Origin of the sequence: Myxococcus sp. MISCRS1, assembly GCF_026626605.1 — a bacterium.
Taxonomy (GTDB): Bacteria; Myxococcota; Myxococcia; order Myxococcales; family Myxococcaceae; genus Myxococcus; species Myxococcus fulvus.
Map to the genome: position 1 here is coordinate 7,056,338 of NZ_JAPNKB010000001.1, position 16,451 is coordinate 7,072,788.

Here is a 16,451-nt window from a genome sequence, read left to right on the forward strand (position 1 = left end):
GAAGGAAGGCGGCGGACCCGAAGGTGCGCAGCCTCATCCCGCATCAACACCCCCTCCTGTCATGCCTCTGTCAGGAGGCGACGGATTGCTTCAGCTCCGTCAACCACTCCTCGAAAGCGGGCTGGCCGTGCAGCGCCGTCAGGTCCGAGTCGGACGCCGCATACGCCGCGTCCCGGAAGCCCAGCTCGCTGGCGCGCCGCAGCATGCGCATCGCGTCCGTGACGTTGCGCGCCCGGGCATGGGCACACGCGGCGTCGTACGCGATGCTCGCGCTCGGCGCGTGCTCCAGCGCCGCCTCGCCCACCGCCGCGGCCTCCGAGTACGCGCCCCGGATGAACAGCACGCGCTCGGCGCAGGAGTACGCCGCCGCGGGCTCCACGCCCGGCAGCTTGAGGGCCTCCGGCGCGCGGCCCAGGCGGATCAACGTCCCGGCGTACTCGTGCATCACCGTGCGGTCCGACGACGTCTGCCAGGCCTGCTTCCACCAATCCAGGGCGCGGGCGTCATCCCCCACCAGGGAGAAGGACGCCGCCACCGCGTGCGGCTCCACCTGAAGTCCCTGCACCTGGGAGAAGTGGTCCAGCGCCTGCCGCCCCTGGCCCTCCTTCAGCGCCACCCAGCCGAGCAGGTGGTGGGCATGGCTCGCCAGCTCCGCCGTCAGCCCGTCGCCGCCCTCCAGCACCTGCGCCCCCAGCCGCCGCGCGTCGTCCATCCGCCCCGCGTCCAGGGCGAACTTCCCCTCGCGCAGCTTCTGCGCGAGCGGGTTCTCCAGCGCGCCGCTGCTCAGCGTGCCCGAGGCGCTGGAGCCCAGCGCCTCGGTCAGCATCCGGAACGCCTGGTAGCCGTACATGGCGAAGAAGATGCCGGCGAAGAGCCAGCCGGTGCTCAGGCTGTAGCCCACCACCGCCACGCACACGAGCAGGGCCAGCCCCTGGGACACCACCATGCCCCGGCGCGGTCCGAAGATGCGCGTGGACAGGGTGTTCACCAGCCGCCCGCCGTCCAGCGGCAGCACGGGCAGCATGTTGAAGATGGCCCAGATGAAGTTGGCCCCCGCGAAGGTGCGCAGGAAGAAGTCCAGCGCGGGTGAGCCCCCGCTCAGGAACAGGTACCCCACCAGGCACACCACGCCGAGCATCAGCCCGAACAGCGGGCCCGCCACGGTGATGACCACGTCCCGCTTCCAAGGAAGGGGGCCGGGGGTGTCGGTGGGCAGGGTGTGGCCGCCCAACCAGACGAGCGCGATGCTCGGCCGATAGCCGAAGAGGCGGCTGGCCAGGGCGTGCCCCAGCTCGTGGACCAGCACGGACACGAAGACGATGAGCATCCAGGAAAGGACGAACACCCCCATCGCGCTGGCCTGCCCCAGCGCGGGAGCCCCCGCGACCTGGGCGAAGGGCCAGCCGTTCTGGGCCGCGCGCATCGACGTGTAGGCGATGATGGCGGAGACCAGCAGGTGGCTGGGGTGGACCTCGACGGGAATGCTCCCGAGACGAAAGCGGAACATGGAGACGGACCTTAACCGTTGAAGGGCGGTTGCGCAGTCCGGAGCGCACATCCCGCGACCGGTTCTTTCGATTCCGCTAGGTTCCTCAGGCCCCATGCTGCGACTCGGCCCCTTCACGCTCGCGAACCCCTACGTCCTCGCCCCCATGGCCGGCGTGTCCGAGATGCCCTACCGGGTGCTCGCCTTCCGCATGGGCGCCGCCCTGTGCCCCACCGAGCTCGTCAGCTCCCAGGGCCTGATGCGGGCCAACCAGCGGACCTTGATGTACCTGCGCTTCGACGCCCAGGTGGAGAGGCCCTACTCGCTCCAGCTCTATGGAGGAGACCCGGAGGCCATGGGGCTCGCCGCCAGCGTCGGCAGGTCCCACGGCGCCCAGCTGCTCGACATCAACATGGGCTGCCCCGTGAAGAAGGTGACCAGGAACGGCGCGGGCAGCGCGCTGCTCTCCGACCCGCCCCGCGCCGCCGCCATCGTCCGCGCCATGCGCGAGGCCTCGGGCCTGCCCGTCACCTGCAAGATTCGCTCGGGCTGGGACGCCCGCTCCCGCAACTACCTCCAGATGGCGGAGGCCCTCCAGGAGGCGGGCTGCGCGGGGCTGGCCATCCACCCTCGCACCCGCGAGCAGGGCTACTCGGGCAGCGCCGACTGGAGCGTCATCGCCGACGTGAAGCGCCACTTCCCCGAGCTGCCCCTGTTCGGCAACGGCGACGTGAAGAGCTGCGAGGACGCGCGCCGGATGCTGGAGACCACCGGGTGCGACTTCGTGATGATTGGCCGCGCGGCCCTGGGCAACCCTTGGATTTTTCGCGAGCTGAATGGAGGCGAGCCGCCCACCCCCGAGGAGCGCTGCGCGCTGGTGCTGGAGCACTTCCACGCGCACCTGGCCTTCGTGGGGGACCCGCTCGGCGCGGTGCGCTCGTTCCGCCGGCACCTGGGCTGGTACGCCCATGGCCTGGTGGGCGCGGCGGTCTTCCGGGCCCGGGTGAATACCCTGGACGCACCGGAGGCCGTCGCCGACGCGGTGCGCGCCTTCTTCGCCACCGCGGACCGCGCCTCGAACTCGGGCGCGACCTCCGAGGAGGAGCAGGACGTCGACTACCGGGCGGCGCTCGGCTGAGCGGGCCCGGAATTTCTTACAGCGGGGCCACGAGCTTCCGCCCGGTGGCCACCCGCCGGAAGTAGTCGCACGCGGGCGTGGGCCTGCGCTCCAGCGTGTCGAAGTCGACGTGGTAGAGGCCGAAGCGCGGGCCCCAGCCCTCCAGCCACTCGAAGTTGTCGAGCAGGCTCCAATAGAGGTAGCCCTGCACGTCCACGCCCTCGGCCCGCGCGGCGAGCACCTGTCCCAGGTGGGTGTGCAGGTACTGGGGCCTGCGCGTCCCGCTCCGGTCGTCGATGCCGTTCTCCGTAATCCACACCGGCTTGCCGTAGCGCTTCACGTCGCGCAGCGTCTGGAGGAAGCCCTCGGGCCAGTCCTCCCAGCCGATGTCCGTCAGGCCCCGCCCCTGGGTGTCGCGGTACTTGAACTCGATGAACGGCGGCCGGGGCACGAAGCGCAGGTGCGCGCGGCTGTAGTAGTTCACCCCCACGAACTCCGCCGAGTCGCGCGCCTCCGGGATGTCCACGCGGGTGGTGGCCACCCCCGGCATGTTCACCCGCAGCTTCCCGGTGGACAGCGCCTCATGGAAGGCGTGGTTGTAGGCCTGGCCCCCCAGCCGCACCAGCGCGCGGTCCAGCGGGTTCCACCAGCGGTCCGGCGCGAAGGCCAGCATGTTCTGGGAGATGCCCGTCTCCACCCGGCCCAGCCTCTCGCCCACTTCCCGCCGGGCCACCACGTGCGCGCGCACCAGGTTCTCCAGCGCCTTCATGGTGAGCGCCCCGTCGGCGATTCCCGGGGGGATGGCGCCCTGCAGGTAGCCGCCCAGCAGGAGCACCATGGGCTCGTTGAAGGTGATGACCCGCGCGTCCAGCCCCTCGAGCAGCGCCGCGCACCGGCGGGAATAACGGCGGAAGACCTCCACGCTCTCGGGCTGGTGCCACGGCGTCTCGCGGTGGAACCAGGTGGGGTGGGTGAAGTGGTGCAGCGTCACCACCGGCGTGAGGCCATGGGCCTTCATCTTGAGGAGCCGCTCCCGGTACCCCTCGAGCGCCGCCTCGTCGAAGCGCCCGCGCTCAGGCTCGATTCGCGCCCACTCCAGGGAGATGCGGAACGCGGTGGCCCCCACCGCCGTCGCCAGCCGGTAGTCCTCCTCGTAGCGGCTCCAGTGGTCCACCGCCCGCCCGCAGCGCGCGTGGGGCTCCTTCAATCTTCCAGCGCGCTCCCACTCGGCCCAGTCGTTCTCGATGCCGCCCTCCACCTGGTACGCCGACGTCGCGACGCCGAAGGTGAAGTCCGCGGGGAAGGTGCGCTCGGGGGTCCTCATCGTGGCCGCGCACCGTAGACGCCGACCTCCCTCGCGAAAAGCGCCGCGTGCCGCTCGGGCCTTTGCGCGGCAGCCGACAGTGCGTCCGCGCGAGCGCGGAAGCGAAGGCCTCCGTCGCGTCCGGAGCCGGAAAATCGGCCTCGCGCGCGATTCGGCGATGCGCCTCCGAAGTGTCCGCGAACCTCCGTTCGAGGCCCTCGGCACCGCTCGATGCCGAAAAATCGGCCTCGCCGCGCGATGCAATACATCACCATGCGTTGACACACTGGTGTGTCGCCCGTACCATTCACTTCAAGCACTCACTTTCATCAGGAAGAGTGCAGGGCCCCGGTTGACTGGGGCCAAATCACATGGAGGGTTCTGATGGCCGCCAAGAAGAAGACCGCGAAGAAGACCAGCGCGAAGGCTAAGAAGACGACCACCCGCAAGACGGCTGGCAAGACCGCGACCAAGAAGGCCGCGGCCAAGAAGGGCGGCGCCCGTAAGACGGCGGCTCGCGCCAAGAAGGCCCCCGCCCGTAAGAAGGCGGCCCGGGCGAAGAAGACCAGCGCGACGGCGGCCCCGGTTACGCCGGAGTCCTGAGCAGCAGGTCGTCATTCGCGGACGTCGGTTGACGTCCGGTGAACGGCTCGGCGAAACCCGCCGGGCCGTTTTTCTTTTGTCCGGACAGGAGGTTGCCCGTGTCGCTGCGTCCCGTGGAGCTCTCACAGGTGGTGGCGGAGGTGGGCAGTCAGCTGACGGGTGCGGTGGCCCAGAAGGCCTGGTGCCCCCTGCCGAGGCTGGCCTACCTGGAGCTGCGGGTCCCCGGACGCTCCATCCTCCTGTGCCTGTGCGCGGAGGGAGACCTGGCCCGCGTCTCCGCCGCCACCTCCCGCTTCCCCACGCCGGGCGAGCCCGCCCCCTTCCAGCGCTGGCTCCGCCACGAGCTGACCGGCGCGAAGCTCACCGGCGCCCGCTTCATGGAGGCCGAGCGCGTGGTGCGGCTCGACTTCGAGCGCGAGGAGGTGCGCCGTCACCTCGTGATGGAGCTGGGCTCTCCGGGGGGGCTCCTCCTCTCGAGCGAGCAGAACCGGGTGCTGATGCTCTCGGGCGAGGGCTTCGGACCCCGCCGCAATCTGTACCCAGGCGCTGCGTGGACACCGCCGGAGCCCATGCCCGCCGAGGCGCTGGAGAAGGCGCTCAAGGTCGCCTCCCGCCTGGTGCCAACAGAGGGAGAGGTGCTCCCTTATTCCCACGCGGCCGAGCGGCTGCTCGGCGCCCGCGACCAGCAGAGCCGCGCCGAGTCCATCCGCCGTCGCCTCGCGCAGCCGTACCGCGCCCGCCTCAAGCGCTCCTCGCGCACCCTGGAGAAGGTGAGGGCGGAGGCCGCGCGCGGGCCGGAGGCGGAGAAGCACCGCCGGCTGGGAGAGCTGCTCGCGCAGAACCTCTTCCGCCTCAAGCGCGGCGCCACCGAGGTGACGCTCACCGAGTACACGGAGGAAGGCGCCCAGGAGGTCCGGGTGCCGCTGGACCCGAAGCGCACGCCCAAGGAGGAGGCGGACTGGCACTTCCACCAGTACCGGCGCCTCCTGCGCGGCGTGGAGCAGGCGCGCCACCGCGAGGCGGAGCTGGCGCGCGAGGTCGCCCACGCCCAGGCCGCGCTGGAGCAGGTGGAGCGCATGGACGAGGCGATGTTGTTGGCCCAGGTGGAGGTGCTGCACGTCTCCGCGGGCGGCGAGGCGACGCCGGAGGGCCGGCCCTTCAAGGAGTACGTGGGCCACGCGGGCGCGCGCATCTGGGTGGGCCGGGGCTCGGAGGACAACGACACGCTCACCTTCAAGCTCGCGCGGCCCTGGCACCTGTGGCTGCACGCGCGCGGCGTGCCGGGCAGCCACGTGGTGCTGCCCCTGGAGAAGGGACAGGAGCCCGCGCAGGAGGCGCTCCTGGACGCGGCGCACCTGGCGCTGCACCACTCGGGGGCGAAGGGCGAGCCTCGGGGCGAGGTGAGCTACGTGCCGGTGAAGTTCGTGCGCAAGGTGAAGGGCGGCGCGCACGGGCAGGTGACGTACACGCGCGAGAAGACCTTCGTGGTGCGAATGGAGCCCGAGCGGCTGGAGCGACTGCTCAAGTCCCGTCACACCGAGGTGCCCGCTCCGTGACGGATGCCGCCCCCGGAGTGTGAATCACCCGGGGACTCGGGGCGGACGCGGTTGACGGGCTGACGGAGGGCAGGCGGGCAGGGGCCTGCGGCCTTGAGTCCGGAGCCTTGGCGGGTACGATGCGCGACGAGTGACCTCCGAGTTTTTCCGTCAGATGTCCCTGTTCCCACGCGGCCTCTCCGCGGCCAGTCGGGCCACGGCGGCGGCCGCGGAGCCGCGTGCCCCGGACGTCGTCGCGGAGCTCGAGGCGCAGCTGGCGCCCCCGGCACCCCGTCCTCCTCCGCCCCGCAACCGGGTGCCCGAGGAAGCGCCGCGCATGCTCAACGTCTCCTCCACGCGCGAGGACATGTGGAACCGCGCGGAGTCGCTCGCGTGGCGGCTGAGCGCGGAGCTGGGGATGCCGGTGAAGCTGGCGGTGACGGACAACCGCTCCACCATGGTGTCCTTCCGTCGGGGAGGCAACGCGCTGCAGCTGCGCCTGCACCACATGTTCCTGGACGCGCCGGAGACGGTGGTGCGCGCGGTGGCGGACTACGCGGGCCGGGGCCACCGCACCGCGGGCGTGCTGCTGGACGAGTACATCCGGGGACAGCAGCCGCGCATCCGTCAGGTGCGGCGCGAATCCGACGCGGACCTGAACCCGCTGGGGCGCTGTTTCGACCTGCAGGCGCTTTACAACGGGGTCAACGCGACATTTTTCGACAACGTCATCCAGGCGCGCATCGGCTGGGGGCGCATGCCGCCAAGGCGGCGTCGGAAGTCCATCCGCCTGGGCGTGTACGACCATCAGACGCGGGAGATTCGCATCCACCCCGCGCTGGACAGGCCCGAGGTGCCGGCCTTCTTCGTGGAGTTCATCGTCTACCACGAGATGCTCCATCAGCTCTTCCCGAGCACGGGGCGGGGCGGGCGCCGCGTCCACCATCCGCGCGCCTTCCGGGAGCGCGAGCGCACGTACCCGCACTACACGGCGGCGCTGCGCTGGGAGCGGGAGAACCTGGGCGTGTTGTTGCGCGGTTGATGGCTCTTCTGCTCGCTGGCTCATTTACCGGTTTACCGAGCGAAGCGACCCGTGGTGCGTGCTTGACGCCTCCATGAGGTCCACCCATCCTCCCGAGCCATATGCGACGAGCGAAGATTGTCTGCACCCTCGGGCCCGCGAGTCAGAGCCAGGAGATGTTGGAGGCGCTGCTGGAGAACGGCATGGACGTGGCGAGGTTGAACTTCTCCCACGGCAGCCACGAGCAGCACGCGGAGAACATCGCCAAGCTGCGCGCGGCCTCGCTGAAGGTGCGCAAGGCGGTGGGCATCCTGGGTGATTTGCAGGGCCCGAAGATTCGCACGGGCCGCTTCACCCAGGGCAGCACGGAGCTGAAGGAGGGGGGCACCTTCCACATCACCACGGACGAGACGGTGCCGGGCACGGACGACATCGTGTCGACGACGTACCCGTTCCTGGCGGCGGACGTGAATCCGGGGGACCGCATCCTGTTGGATGACGGCCTGCTGGAGCTGAAGGTGCTCCACACGGACAAGCAGAAGCTCATCAAGACGGAGGTCATCCACGGCGGCACGCTGAAGAACAACAAGGGCATCAACCTGCCCGGCGTGGCGGTGCGCGCGGAGGCGCTGACGCCGAAGGACCGTGAGGACCTGGTCTTCGGCATCAAGGCGGGCGTGGACTACATCGCGCTGTCGTTCGTGCGGCAGCCGTCCGATTTGGACACGGCCCGTCAGGCGATGGCCGAGGTGGGCCGCACGGTGCCCATCATCGCCAAGCTGGAGAAGCCGGAGGCGATTGCGCGGCTGGACGCCATCCTGGACAAGACGGACGGGGTGATGGTGGCGCGCGGCGACCTGGGCGTGGAGATTCCGCCCGAGGAGGTGCCGGCGGTGCAGAAGGACATCATCCGGCGTTCGAACCTGCGCGGCCTGCCGGTCATCGTGGCGACGCAGATGTTGAACTCGATGATCGACAACCCGCGTCCCACGCGCGCCGAGGCGAGCGACGTGGCGAACGCGGTGTTCGACGGCGCGGACGCGGTGATGCTGTCGGGCGAGACGGCGAGCGGCAAGTTCCCCATCGAGTCCGTGCAGATGATGGAGCGCATCATCCTGGCGGCGGAGTCCTCGTCGCGGGTGCAGGGGCTGTCGCCGCGCATCGACTCGCCGCTGGGGGTGCCCTCGCACTTCCCGGACGTCATCGCGCGCGTGGCGTGCGAGGCGGCGAGGGCGAGCAACGCTTCGCTGATTGCCGCCTTCACGCTGTCGGGTGTGACGGCGCGGCTGTTGTCGCACTACCGGCCGACCGTGCCGATTGTGGCCTTCAGCCCGAACCAGGAGGTCCGTCGGCGACTGGCGCTCCTGTGGGGCGTGGTGCCGCGGGTGCTCGAGCCCATCCAGGACACGGAGGCGATGGTGCGCCGCGTGGAGGAGGAGCTGCTCGCGCGCGGACTGGGTCGCAAGGGTGACCGCATCGTCATCGTCTACGGCGCGCCCGTGGGGCAGCCGGGGAAGATCAACAGCCTGCGGCTGCACACCATCGGCTGAAGCCTGACGCCGTGAGGACCTGGGGCTCGCTGCTTCGCGCGGCGGGCCCCATTTGTTTTCTGAGGTCAGTGAAGTGCCGTGCTTCGAGGGCCGAGTCCTGGACGAGGGCGGAGCCGGAGCGAACCGTCGCCCGCCAGGCCAGGCCAGGCCTGGACTCGGCGAGGGTGGAGCTCCTACGCCGTGCTTCGACGGCCGAGCCCTCGGCGAGGGCGGAGCTGGTGAATGAGCTGTGCCAGAGAAGCCGGTCCGCTACTTCGGCGCGTGCTTCAGGGCGCGGCGGGGAATCTCGGCCTCGACGAAGATCTTGAACAGCTCGGGGTCGAGCTGCCCGTTCTGCGTCTCCTTCTTGAGGATGTCGAGCGCGAGCGTGTGCGGCACGGCCTTCTTGTAGGGACGGTCGCTGGCGGTGAGGGCGTCGTAGATGTCGGAGATGGACATCATGCGCGACTGGACGGGGATGGTGCGCTCGGGGATGGCGCGGGGGTAGCCGGTGCCGTCGAGCTTCTCGTGGTGCGCGTACGCGATTTCGGGCACGCGGCGCAGGGCGCGCGTCCACGGAATCTGGGTGAGGAAGCGGTAGGTGTGCTCGACGTGGCTCTCGATTTCGCGGCGCTCGTCGGCGGAGAGGGTGCCGCGGGGGATGGAGAGCGACTGGATTTCGCGCGGCAGGAGCAGCGGCTGCGTCTGGCCCGCGTCGTCCTGGAAGTTCAGGTGGCCCAGCTCCGTGAGCCGCTCGAAGCCGCCCTGCGCCAGCACCGTGGGCCGGTTGCAGGTGAGGACGAACTCGAACACCTCGTGCAGGTGCTTGAGCTCCGTGTCGAGCCGCTCGGTCTCCTCGGCTTCAATCTCCGCGAGGGCCGAGTCCCCGCGCTTCTTCACCGCCTCGAACCGCCGCCGGTAGCTCTGCAGCTGCAAATCCTTGCGGGCGAGTTGGAAGCGGGCGCGCAGCACCTCGAGCTCATGCGGATAGAGCTTCTCCGCCTTGACGAGGACGTTCTCCCGCACGCCGACCTTGCCGAAGTCGTGCAGGAGCGACGCGTAGCGCAGCTCCTGGATCTCGGTGGCGGAGAAGCGCACCTGGGTATACGGGCCGGTGGACTGGTGCTCCAGCGCCTGGGCCAGGGACACGGTGAGGTCGGCGACGCGGCCCGAGTGACCCGCCGTGGTCGGGTCCCGCTGCTCGATGGCGACGACGGACGCGGAGACGAACCCCTCGAACAGGCGGTTGATCTCCTCGTGGAGCAGGGCGTTCTCGATGGCGCCCGCGGCCTGCGCGCCCAGGGCGAGCAGCAGCTCCTCGTCCTCGGCGTTGAAGGCCAGGTCACCGAGCTTGTTGAGGGCCTGGATGACGCCGGTGACGTCGCCATTCGCGTCGCGCATGGGGACGCAGAGGATGGTCTTCGTCTGGTAGCCGCTGGAGACGTCGAACGAGCGGTTGAAGCGGGTGTCCGCGTAGGCGTCGGGGATGTTGATGATGGTGCCGGTGTGGGCGACCTGTCCGGCGATGCCGCTGCCCACGGGGAGCCGGATTTCGTTCTTCGAGCCCTGGGCCACCTTGCTCCACAGCTCGTTGCGCTCGCGGTCCAGGATGAAGAGCGAGCACCTATCCGCCTCCACCACCTTGGTGGCCTCGTAGAGGATGAGCGGCAGCAGCAGGTCCAGGTCCCGTTCGGCGCTCATGGCCTTGGCCACGTCGAGGATGGACGTGAGCTTCGCCAGGCGGCGGGTGAGGTCGGGCTGCGGCGGAGTCGGCTGCTGCGCGAGGGCGGAAGAGGGCACCGGGTGGCTCCGGGCGAGGTGTGTCCTGCGGTTGTGCAGGATTCCAAGGTTGTAACACGCCCGGGCAGGTGGTCGCCCTGGGGCCCGACCTGCTTGGTTTTCTGCTTTAGAACGGACGTCGGGGAATTCCTTCGCTGTCGGGGTGGAAGGGAGCGGGGTATGTAGCGCCCCCATGAGCCGCCGCCCTGTCCGAATCTCGCCCTCGCTGTTGTCTTCAGACTTCGGTCGCCTGGCCGAGGAGGTCCGCGACATCGAAGCCGCGGGCGCCGATTGGATTCACGTCGACGTGATGGATGGGCGCTTCGTGCCGAACCTCACGATTGGCCCCGTGGTGGTGGAGGCCATCAAGCGTGCGGCGACGAAGCCGTTGGACGTGCACCTGATGATTGTGGAGCCGGAGAAGTACGTGGAGGCCTTCGCGAAGGCGGGGGCGGACGTGCTGACGGTGCACGTGGAGGCGAGCCCGCACCTGCACCGCACGCTGCAGCAGATTCGTCATGCGGGGGCGAAGCCGGCGGTGGTGTTGAACCCGAGCACGCCGTTGTCGGCCATCGAGGAGGTGCTGGGGGACGTGGAGATGGTGTTGTTGATGAGCGTGAACCCCGGGTTCGGGGGGCAGGGGTTCATCGAGTCCACGGTGGGCAAGGTGCGCCGGCTGCGCGCGATGTTGGACGCGCGGGGGCTGGACACGGACATCGAGGTGGACGGGGGCATCAACGCCGAGACGGCGAAGAAGGTGGTGGAGGCGGGGGCGACGGTGCTGGTGGCGGGCAGCTACGTCTTCGGGGCGAAGGACCGGGCGGCGGCCATCCGTTCGCTCCGGGGGTGACGGCGGGGTTCAGGCCCGGGTGCGAGCCACGGTGGTGGCGAGGCGGGCGACGCGGGTCATGAAGGTGGGGTCGAAGGGCTTCACCTCGTAGTCGTCGGCGCCGAGCTCGAAGCAGACGTGGCGGGTGAACTGGTCCTCGACGCCGCTGAGGATGATGACCTTGCACTCGCGGGTGGCGGGGTCCTGCTTGAGCTGGGCGAGCAAATCCCGCCCGTCCTGGTGCTGGTTGATGTCCAGGATGATGACGGCGGGTCGGTGGAGGCGGGCCAGCTCGAGGACGCGCTCCGACGTCGTGTCCGAGATGCACGTCAGGCCGGACCGCTTCGCCTCCCGGGCGAGGGCCGACACGATGAGCGGTTCATCATCGGAGATGAGGACGACGGGGGGCATGTTCGTTTGGAGCTGCACGGCCAGCTGCCTTCTCGGCCCAAGGGGGACTGGTGAATATATCCGGAACTACCGGAATGTCAGGACAATTGTAAGAGGGGAGGGAGGGCGAGGGGAGGGGCGAGGGTCTTTTCGGACCGCAGGAGGGAGGGGAGTGGGGGAGGGGAAAGAAAAGGTGATCCGAGGACGTTGACTCAGCCGTGTGGCTCGGGTACTACCGCCGCACTTTCGCCGGTCCCGAGGAGTACCCGCCGGCGGACGGACATATCGGGGAGTGGCTCAGCCTGGTAGAGCACTTGGTTCGGGACCAAGGGGTCGCAGGTTCAAATCCTGTCTCCCCGACCATTCAAAGGGCGCGGAATCCTTGGAGAAATCCTCGGTTCCGCGCCCTTCGTTTTTCCGCTCCTCGCCCGGTGGTAGCGGCCGGGTAGCGGAATCCGTGCGAAGCGGTGCGAAGCCGTGGGGCGCGGGAGTAACCCCGGGCCGGTGGACGGTGAACTCCGCGTCGATGACTGGGGCGCCCGGCAGGGTGTCCACGGCGGCGCGGAGGTCCTCCACCTCGAGGTGTCCGTAGGTGTCCGCAGTCAGCTTTACGTCCCGGTGCCGGAGGATGCGCTGGACGTGCTGGAGGGGGACGCCCGCGCGCAGCAGCAGCGTGGCCGTGGTGTGCCGCAGGTCGTGGAAGCGCATCGGCCGGGGGAGGGCCCGGGGCCAGAGCTTCATCCCGCAGGCCGAGCAGGTCCGTACGGTTACATCAGGGTGGCACTCGGCGTGGGGCTTGCCCTGTGCCTTGCACCGCCGGCAGACATGCTCGTAACCCTCGACCAGTCCCGCGCGGGCCAGGGCATGGCGCAGCACCTTCTGCGGGTCCGCCTCGGGCGAGCGCATCCGGCCCTGGGCATCGGGGAAGAGCAGCTCGCCCGGCGAGGCCGCCATTGCGGTGCGCAGGTAGGACACCAGCGGCTTGGCGATGGGGATGATGTCCGCGTGGCCGCCCTTCGTGGTCTCCTTGTCGTAGGAGCGGGCGATGGTGAGCGTGCCAGTGGCGAGGTCCACGTCACGCTTGCGCAGGCCGAACAGCTCGCCCTTGCGCATGCCGGTGTAGAGGGCCGTGGCGAAGAGCGCGCGCCACTCGTCGGGGACGTGGGGCAGCAGCAGGGGCACCTCCTCGGCCCGCAGCGTGGCGTGCACCTTCCGGGACTCCACGTCCTTCACCAAGTTCGGCCCCGTCCACACGTCGGCCTTTCTCGCCCGGGAGTAGACGGTGTGCAGCGTGCCGCGAAGGCCGTTGATGGTGGAGGGCTTCAGACCCGCCGCCGCCATCCGGCGGAACTGGTCCTCGATGTCCGCGGCCTTCACGTGCCGCAGGGGAATCGCGCCCAGCGGTGAGTCGAGCACGTGTCGCTGGAGGCGCTTGCGCTCGTTGTACTCGCGCTCCGGCGGGCAGCGGTTCTTCAGCCACCACTCACACAGCTCCGCGAGCGTCATCGTGGTGTCGGTGGGCAGCTCCTCAAGCCCGAGGCGTTGCCGGGTGGCCTTGCGCTCCAGCTCGTCGGCGTAGGCCCGGGCCTCGGACTTCGTCCGCGCGTCGGTGCGCACGAGCCGTCGATGGTCGGTGCCATCGGTGTAGCCCACGTACCAGCGGTCGTTCTTTTGGTAGACGGTCGCCATGGCGTTCTCCTAATCGGGGCGGGGCTTTTTCCCGCTCCTCTTGCGAAGAGGACGTGCTCGGTAGTCCCGGATACGGACTACCTGGCCTCCTCTTTCACCTCGAAGCCAGGCCCGAATGTCTTCGGGAATGAAGCGCACGGCGGCACCGAGGTGTACGCAGGGGATCGTCCGGGTTGCGACGCGCTGGTACACCCACGAGGTGGAAAGGTTGAGGTAGGCCGCGAGGCCGCGCACATCCCAGAGCGCCTCCCCGAGCGGCTGCTCGGAAGAGGGCTGGGGATGGCCAGCAGGATTGACCTGGGCGACGGCAGAAACCTTCTTTTCTTCGGACACGACGTCACGCGCGCTGGCACAAGCGCGTCCAACGACGAAGTGCCGGTCCGCCCATGCCGCGACGTTGCGTCGCGAGGACCGACGGTCTGCTCTCCGGAGGCATCCTGCAAGGAGGCGTGAGTCTCCCCCGGTCAATCTCAACTGCCATGTGCCGAGGTCAGCCGAAGCATCCCTCGCGCTGGTGAGTTCGTGGGTTCGGCCATGCCGCCGAAGAGCCACGGCCCGCCTTGGCGGCCCCTCGATATGGGAGCGGGCAGGCGATTCGCTCGGTCCGGCCCCATCCCCAATGAATTCATCCCGAGCCCGATTTCCGTCAAGGCCAACTGCGGCCCACCTCGACGCCAAAAAACTACACCGGCAAATATGGCCTGAGCTCCTCTTCGATGCCTCGGAGGTAGCCGTCCGGGTCGGCGCGGAAGCGCCGGCCCATGACGCGAGGGACGCGCCGCTGTTCCAGCTGAGCGCGCAGCGTCCGCCAGGCGTCGAGGTCTCCCGGTGCCAGGTGGGTGCCGTCGAGCGCCGGGAGCAGTTGGGCTGCAGCGATGGCGGGCAGCCGGACCCCACCGCGCACGACGAGGCCTGCGCTCCCGCGCACCCGGCCCGAGGCTCGCCGCTCGTGGAAGCGACAAGTGCCGAAGAGGTGTTCCAGGTCATTGTCGGTGCGCGGCAGCTCCGGCACGTCGTAGCAGTGGAAGAGGCCCTTCCAGTAGCGACGCGTTTCGAGCAGGAAGTGGGCGAGTGCCTGACGCAGGACGCCCTGATGACGTCGGCGTGTCCAGCGCACCATGGCGGCCAGCAGCGCGGCGAGCCGGCGTCGCACTCCTGCGGCGTCCAAGCCAGGCTCGTTCTTGAGGATGGCCGCAGTGCGTTCCACCCACCGGTAGGCCCGCGCAAGGGCGGGCCAACTCGCGGCAGTGGCCCTGAGTGCGTTGCGCAGCACCGCGTGCAGGCGGCTCAATTCTGGTGGGAAGGCCCCCCTTTTGACACCCGCTCCAGGCTCTTCTCAATGGCGCCCAGACGTCGGCGCAGTAGCAGTCCGGAAGGGCTGAGGGGTGGGCGGTGGTCGTCGGTGAGGGCGCTGCGGACGGCCGCCGCATAGGCTTGCGTGGCGCGAGCGCCCGCATCCTGACGGCCTTCCAAGGTCCGTTCGACCTTCCTCACCTTGCGCACCCGCTTCTTCAATTCCTTCTTCGCATGCCGGTCCGCCTCGTAGAGGGGACGCGCCGCTTCACGCAGGTAGTGGAAGTGGCAGAGTTGGTGCGGCACCTGGGGCAATGCGTGGGCCAAGGCGTTTCGAATGCTCCGCTGCCCATCGGACACCACGCCGACGATGGGCACCCGCCCCAGCGCGCGCTTCACTTCTTCGAGGAGCGGTACCAGTTCCTGCTCCCCGCCGGACAGCAGGGGCCGCGCCAGCAGCACCTGCCCCGACAGGCACTCGCGCACCACCCAAAGCACCTCGTGCCCCACGTCCGGAGCAAGCCCATCAATGGCAAGCACTGCCCGCCCCTGGCGTTTGAGCGCCGCTTGCAGCCGCCCGGAGTCGAGCAACGTGAGGCTGATGAGCTCGTCGTAGCGGTCGAGCAGGTTGGTGCAGGTGCGCTCGGAGACGGCGACGCCCTTGTGTCGTAACAGGGCGTGGATTTCCGGCACGCTGCGGTGCTCCCGGTAGCGCTGCGCCCCGATGAAGGCCAGCACGTCCAGGCCGAACTCGTGCTCGGGCAGCACCCAGCGCCCCTCCCCCTCGGCCCGCAACGACACGCCCTCCAGCAGGCACCCCTCTCGGTGGCACACCCGCACCTGCACTGACAATCCCACGCAGCCGGTGAGCGTCGTCACGCAGCGGAGGGAGCGCCAGTCCGCACGCGTCCGCGCGCCGCACGCCTCGCAGCGCCGACGCTCGCTGTCGACCCTCACCTCACGGGTGGCAACAGGGCGAGCAGTCGTTCGAGCCATGGTGGTATCCCCCTTCAGAAGGACAACACCTGGGGCTCAGGCCATATTTGCCGGTGCAGTTTTTTTCGCTCAACTCCTGGCGGGCCTGCTGCTGGCGAGCGGGGTCTGCTCGCAGGAAGCGGTAGGTGGGCCGGTAGAGCCGCACGCCGTGGCGGCGGCAGAAGTCGCCCATGGCCGTCTCGCGCACGCGGATGCCTGTCTGCTGGCAGAGGAAGTCAGCCAGGGCCACATGCGTCCAGTTGGCGCGCTTGAGGCCGCAGGCCCGGGGGCCCTGGCGTATCCAGCCCAGAATCGTAGGCGCCAGCTGCTCCGGGATGAGGGGCGTCTTGCCCGGCGCCCACTGAATCTTCAGCCCTTCCAGGCCGCCAACGCGGTAGCGGGCCAGGAAGCGCTGCACATTGCGCGTCGTGGTGCCCACGTCCTCGGCAATCTGCTGCTGAGGTCGGCCCCGGGCGGTCATCAGCACCGCCTGGCACCTGTCGCGCAATCGGCGGTCCTCCGTCGTGCGGAAGCACGCCTCCAGCTCGCTCCTCTGCTCTTCACTCAGCTCCAACCGGCTCACACACTTTCAACCGGCGGAGCGCGACGGATTCTTCCGAGCCGTGAATGAGGCCCTTCGCCTCCGCCGAGAACGCGCACGACTGGGTGACGCGCTTCGTGGACTGGTACAACATTGAGCACCGACACTCGGCCATCTGATTCGTCACACCCGACGATAGGCACTTCGGCCGCGAGACGGCGCTGCTGGCCCGACGCCACGGGGTGTACCAGCGTGCTCGAGCCCTTCACCCCGAGCGCTGGAGTCGAGGCACGCGCGATTGGTCACCGGTGGGGCCCGTCCGCCTCAACCCCGCGCCTAACCTCATCCTGCATCAGCAGGA

14 protein-coding genes, 1 tRNA gene and 1 pseudogene are annotated in these 16,451 nt (G+C 69.5%); 8 read left to right on the forward strand and 8 right to left on the reverse strand.

Annotated features, from left to right (window positions below):
• Nucleotides 1–70 precede the first annotated feature (70 nt).
• On the reverse strand, nucleotides 71–1,507 hold the full coding sequence (locus OWM54_RS28090; protein WP_267699503.1) for a site-2 protease family protein: 1,437 nt from the start codon (nucleotides 1,505–1,507) through the stop codon (nucleotides 71–73).
• A 94-nt stretch (nucleotides 1,508–1,601) separates the two neighbouring features.
• Between OWM54_RS28090 and dusB the strand changes: the two genes are divergently transcribed.
• Nucleotides 1,602–2,624 (forward strand): tRNA dihydrouridine synthase DusB, encoded by a 1,023-nt coding sequence (dusB, locus tag OWM54_RS28095; protein WP_267699504.1) that lies wholly within the window; start codon nucleotides 1,602–1,604, stop codon nucleotides 2,622–2,624.
• A gap of 16 nt (nucleotides 2,625–2,640) precedes the next feature.
• Here dusB and OWM54_RS28100 read toward each other — a convergent pair whose 3' ends face one another.
• Entirely contained in the window at nucleotides 2,641–3,927 is a 1,287-nt protein-coding gene (locus OWM54_RS28100; RefSeq protein ID WP_223782509.1) for a glycoside hydrolase family 1 protein, read from the reverse strand.
• Nucleotides 3,928–4,290: 363 nt separating this feature from the next.
• On the opposite strand from OWM54_RS28100, the gene OWM54_RS28105 reads away from it, so the two are divergent.
• From OWM54_RS28105 to pyk, 4 genes are all read left to right on the forward strand, one after another.
• Nucleotides 4,291–4,509, forward strand: a complete 219-nt coding sequence (locus tag OWM54_RS28105) for a hypothetical protein (protein WP_046716140.1) — start codon at nucleotides 4,291–4,293, stop codon at nucleotides 4,507–4,509.
• Between the two features lie 98 nt (nucleotides 4,510–4,607).
• Nucleotides 4,608–6,065, forward strand: a complete 1,458-nt coding sequence (locus OWM54_RS28110; protein ID WP_223747193.1) for an NFACT family protein — start codon at nucleotides 4,608–4,610, stop codon at nucleotides 6,063–6,065.
• A gap of 154 nt (nucleotides 6,066–6,219) precedes the next feature.
• Complete coding sequence (locus OWM54_RS28115) at nucleotides 6,220–7,086, forward strand: hypothetical protein (protein WP_223747251.1); 867 nt, start codon at nucleotides 6,220–6,222, stop codon at nucleotides 7,084–7,086.
• 101 nt (nucleotides 7,087–7,187) lie between these two features.
• On the forward strand, nucleotides 7,188–8,615 hold the full coding sequence (gene pyk / locus OWM54_RS28120; RefSeq protein ID WP_267699505.1) for a pyruvate kinase: 1,428 nt from the start codon (nucleotides 7,188–7,190) through the stop codon (nucleotides 8,613–8,615).
• Nucleotides 8,616–8,864: 249 nt separating this feature from the next.
• Here the strand turns inward: pyk and OWM54_RS28125 are convergent, their stop codons facing one another.
• A complete protein-coding gene (locus OWM54_RS28125; protein WP_223782507.1) occupies nucleotides 8,865–10,394 on the reverse strand; it encodes a GAF and HD-GYP domain-containing protein in 1,530 nt (509 codons plus the stop codon).
• 172 nt (nucleotides 10,395–10,566) lie between these two features.
• Between OWM54_RS28125 and rpe the strand changes: the two genes are divergently transcribed.
• Complete coding sequence (gene rpe / locus OWM54_RS28130) at nucleotides 10,567–11,223, forward strand: ribulose-phosphate 3-epimerase (protein WP_267699506.1); 657 nt, start codon at nucleotides 10,567–10,569, stop codon at nucleotides 11,221–11,223.
• A 9-nt stretch (nucleotides 11,224–11,232) separates the two neighbouring features.
• On the opposite strand, the gene OWM54_RS28135 is transcribed toward rpe, so the two are convergent.
• Nucleotides 11,233–11,613 (reverse strand): response regulator, encoded by a 381-nt coding sequence (locus OWM54_RS28135; protein ID WP_046718495.1) that lies wholly within the window; start codon nucleotides 11,611–11,613, stop codon nucleotides 11,233–11,235.
• A gap of 265 nt (nucleotides 11,614–11,878) precedes the next feature.
• Here OWM54_RS28135 and OWM54_RS28140 point away from each other — a divergent pair.
• Nucleotides 11,879–11,955: transfer RNA gene (locus OWM54_RS28140), tRNA-Pro, on the forward strand.
• A gap of 273 nt (nucleotides 11,956–12,228) precedes the next feature.
• On the opposite strand, the pseudogene OWM54_RS43435 reads toward OWM54_RS28140, so the two are convergent.
• Nucleotides 12,229–12,774 (reverse strand): annotated as a pseudogene (locus tag OWM54_RS43435) (tyrosine-type recombinase/integrase); the annotation flags it as partial.
• On the opposite strand from OWM54_RS43435, the gene OWM54_RS28145 reads away from it, so the two are divergent.
• A complete protein-coding gene (locus OWM54_RS28145) occupies nucleotides 12,722–12,871 on the forward strand; it encodes a hypothetical protein (protein WP_267699507.1) in 150 nt (49 codons plus the stop codon). The pseudogene OWM54_RS43435 and the gene OWM54_RS28145 overlap by 53 nt on opposite strands.
• A gap of 419 nt (nucleotides 12,872–13,290) precedes the next feature.
• Here OWM54_RS28145 and OWM54_RS43265 read toward each other — a convergent pair whose 3' ends face one another.
• The 3 genes from OWM54_RS43265 to OWM54_RS28160 all read right to left on the reverse strand — a co-directional run bounded on the left by OWM54_RS43265 (nucleotide 13,291) and on the right by OWM54_RS28160 (nucleotide 16,132).
• Nucleotides 13,291–13,833, reverse strand: coding sequence for a helix-turn-helix domain-containing protein (locus OWM54_RS43265; RefSeq protein ID WP_324289152.1), 543 nt, complete (start codon nucleotides 13,831–13,833; stop codon nucleotides 13,291–13,293).
• A gap of 130 nt (nucleotides 13,834–13,963) precedes the next feature.
• A protein-coding gene (locus OWM54_RS28155) for an ISNCY family transposase (protein ID WP_267699509.1) occupies nucleotides 13,964–15,570 on the reverse strand; the annotation gives its coding sequence in 2 pieces (ribosomal slippage) (nucleotides 13,964–14,598 and nucleotides 14,598–15,570; 1,608 coding nt in all).
• A complete protein-coding gene (locus OWM54_RS28160) occupies nucleotides 15,533–16,132 on the reverse strand; it encodes a helix-turn-helix domain-containing protein (RefSeq protein WP_267699510.1) in 600 nt (199 codons plus the stop codon). The genes OWM54_RS28155 and OWM54_RS28160 overlap by 38 nt, the downstream gene beginning before the upstream one ends.
• Nucleotides 16,133–16,451: the final 319 nt, after the last annotated feature.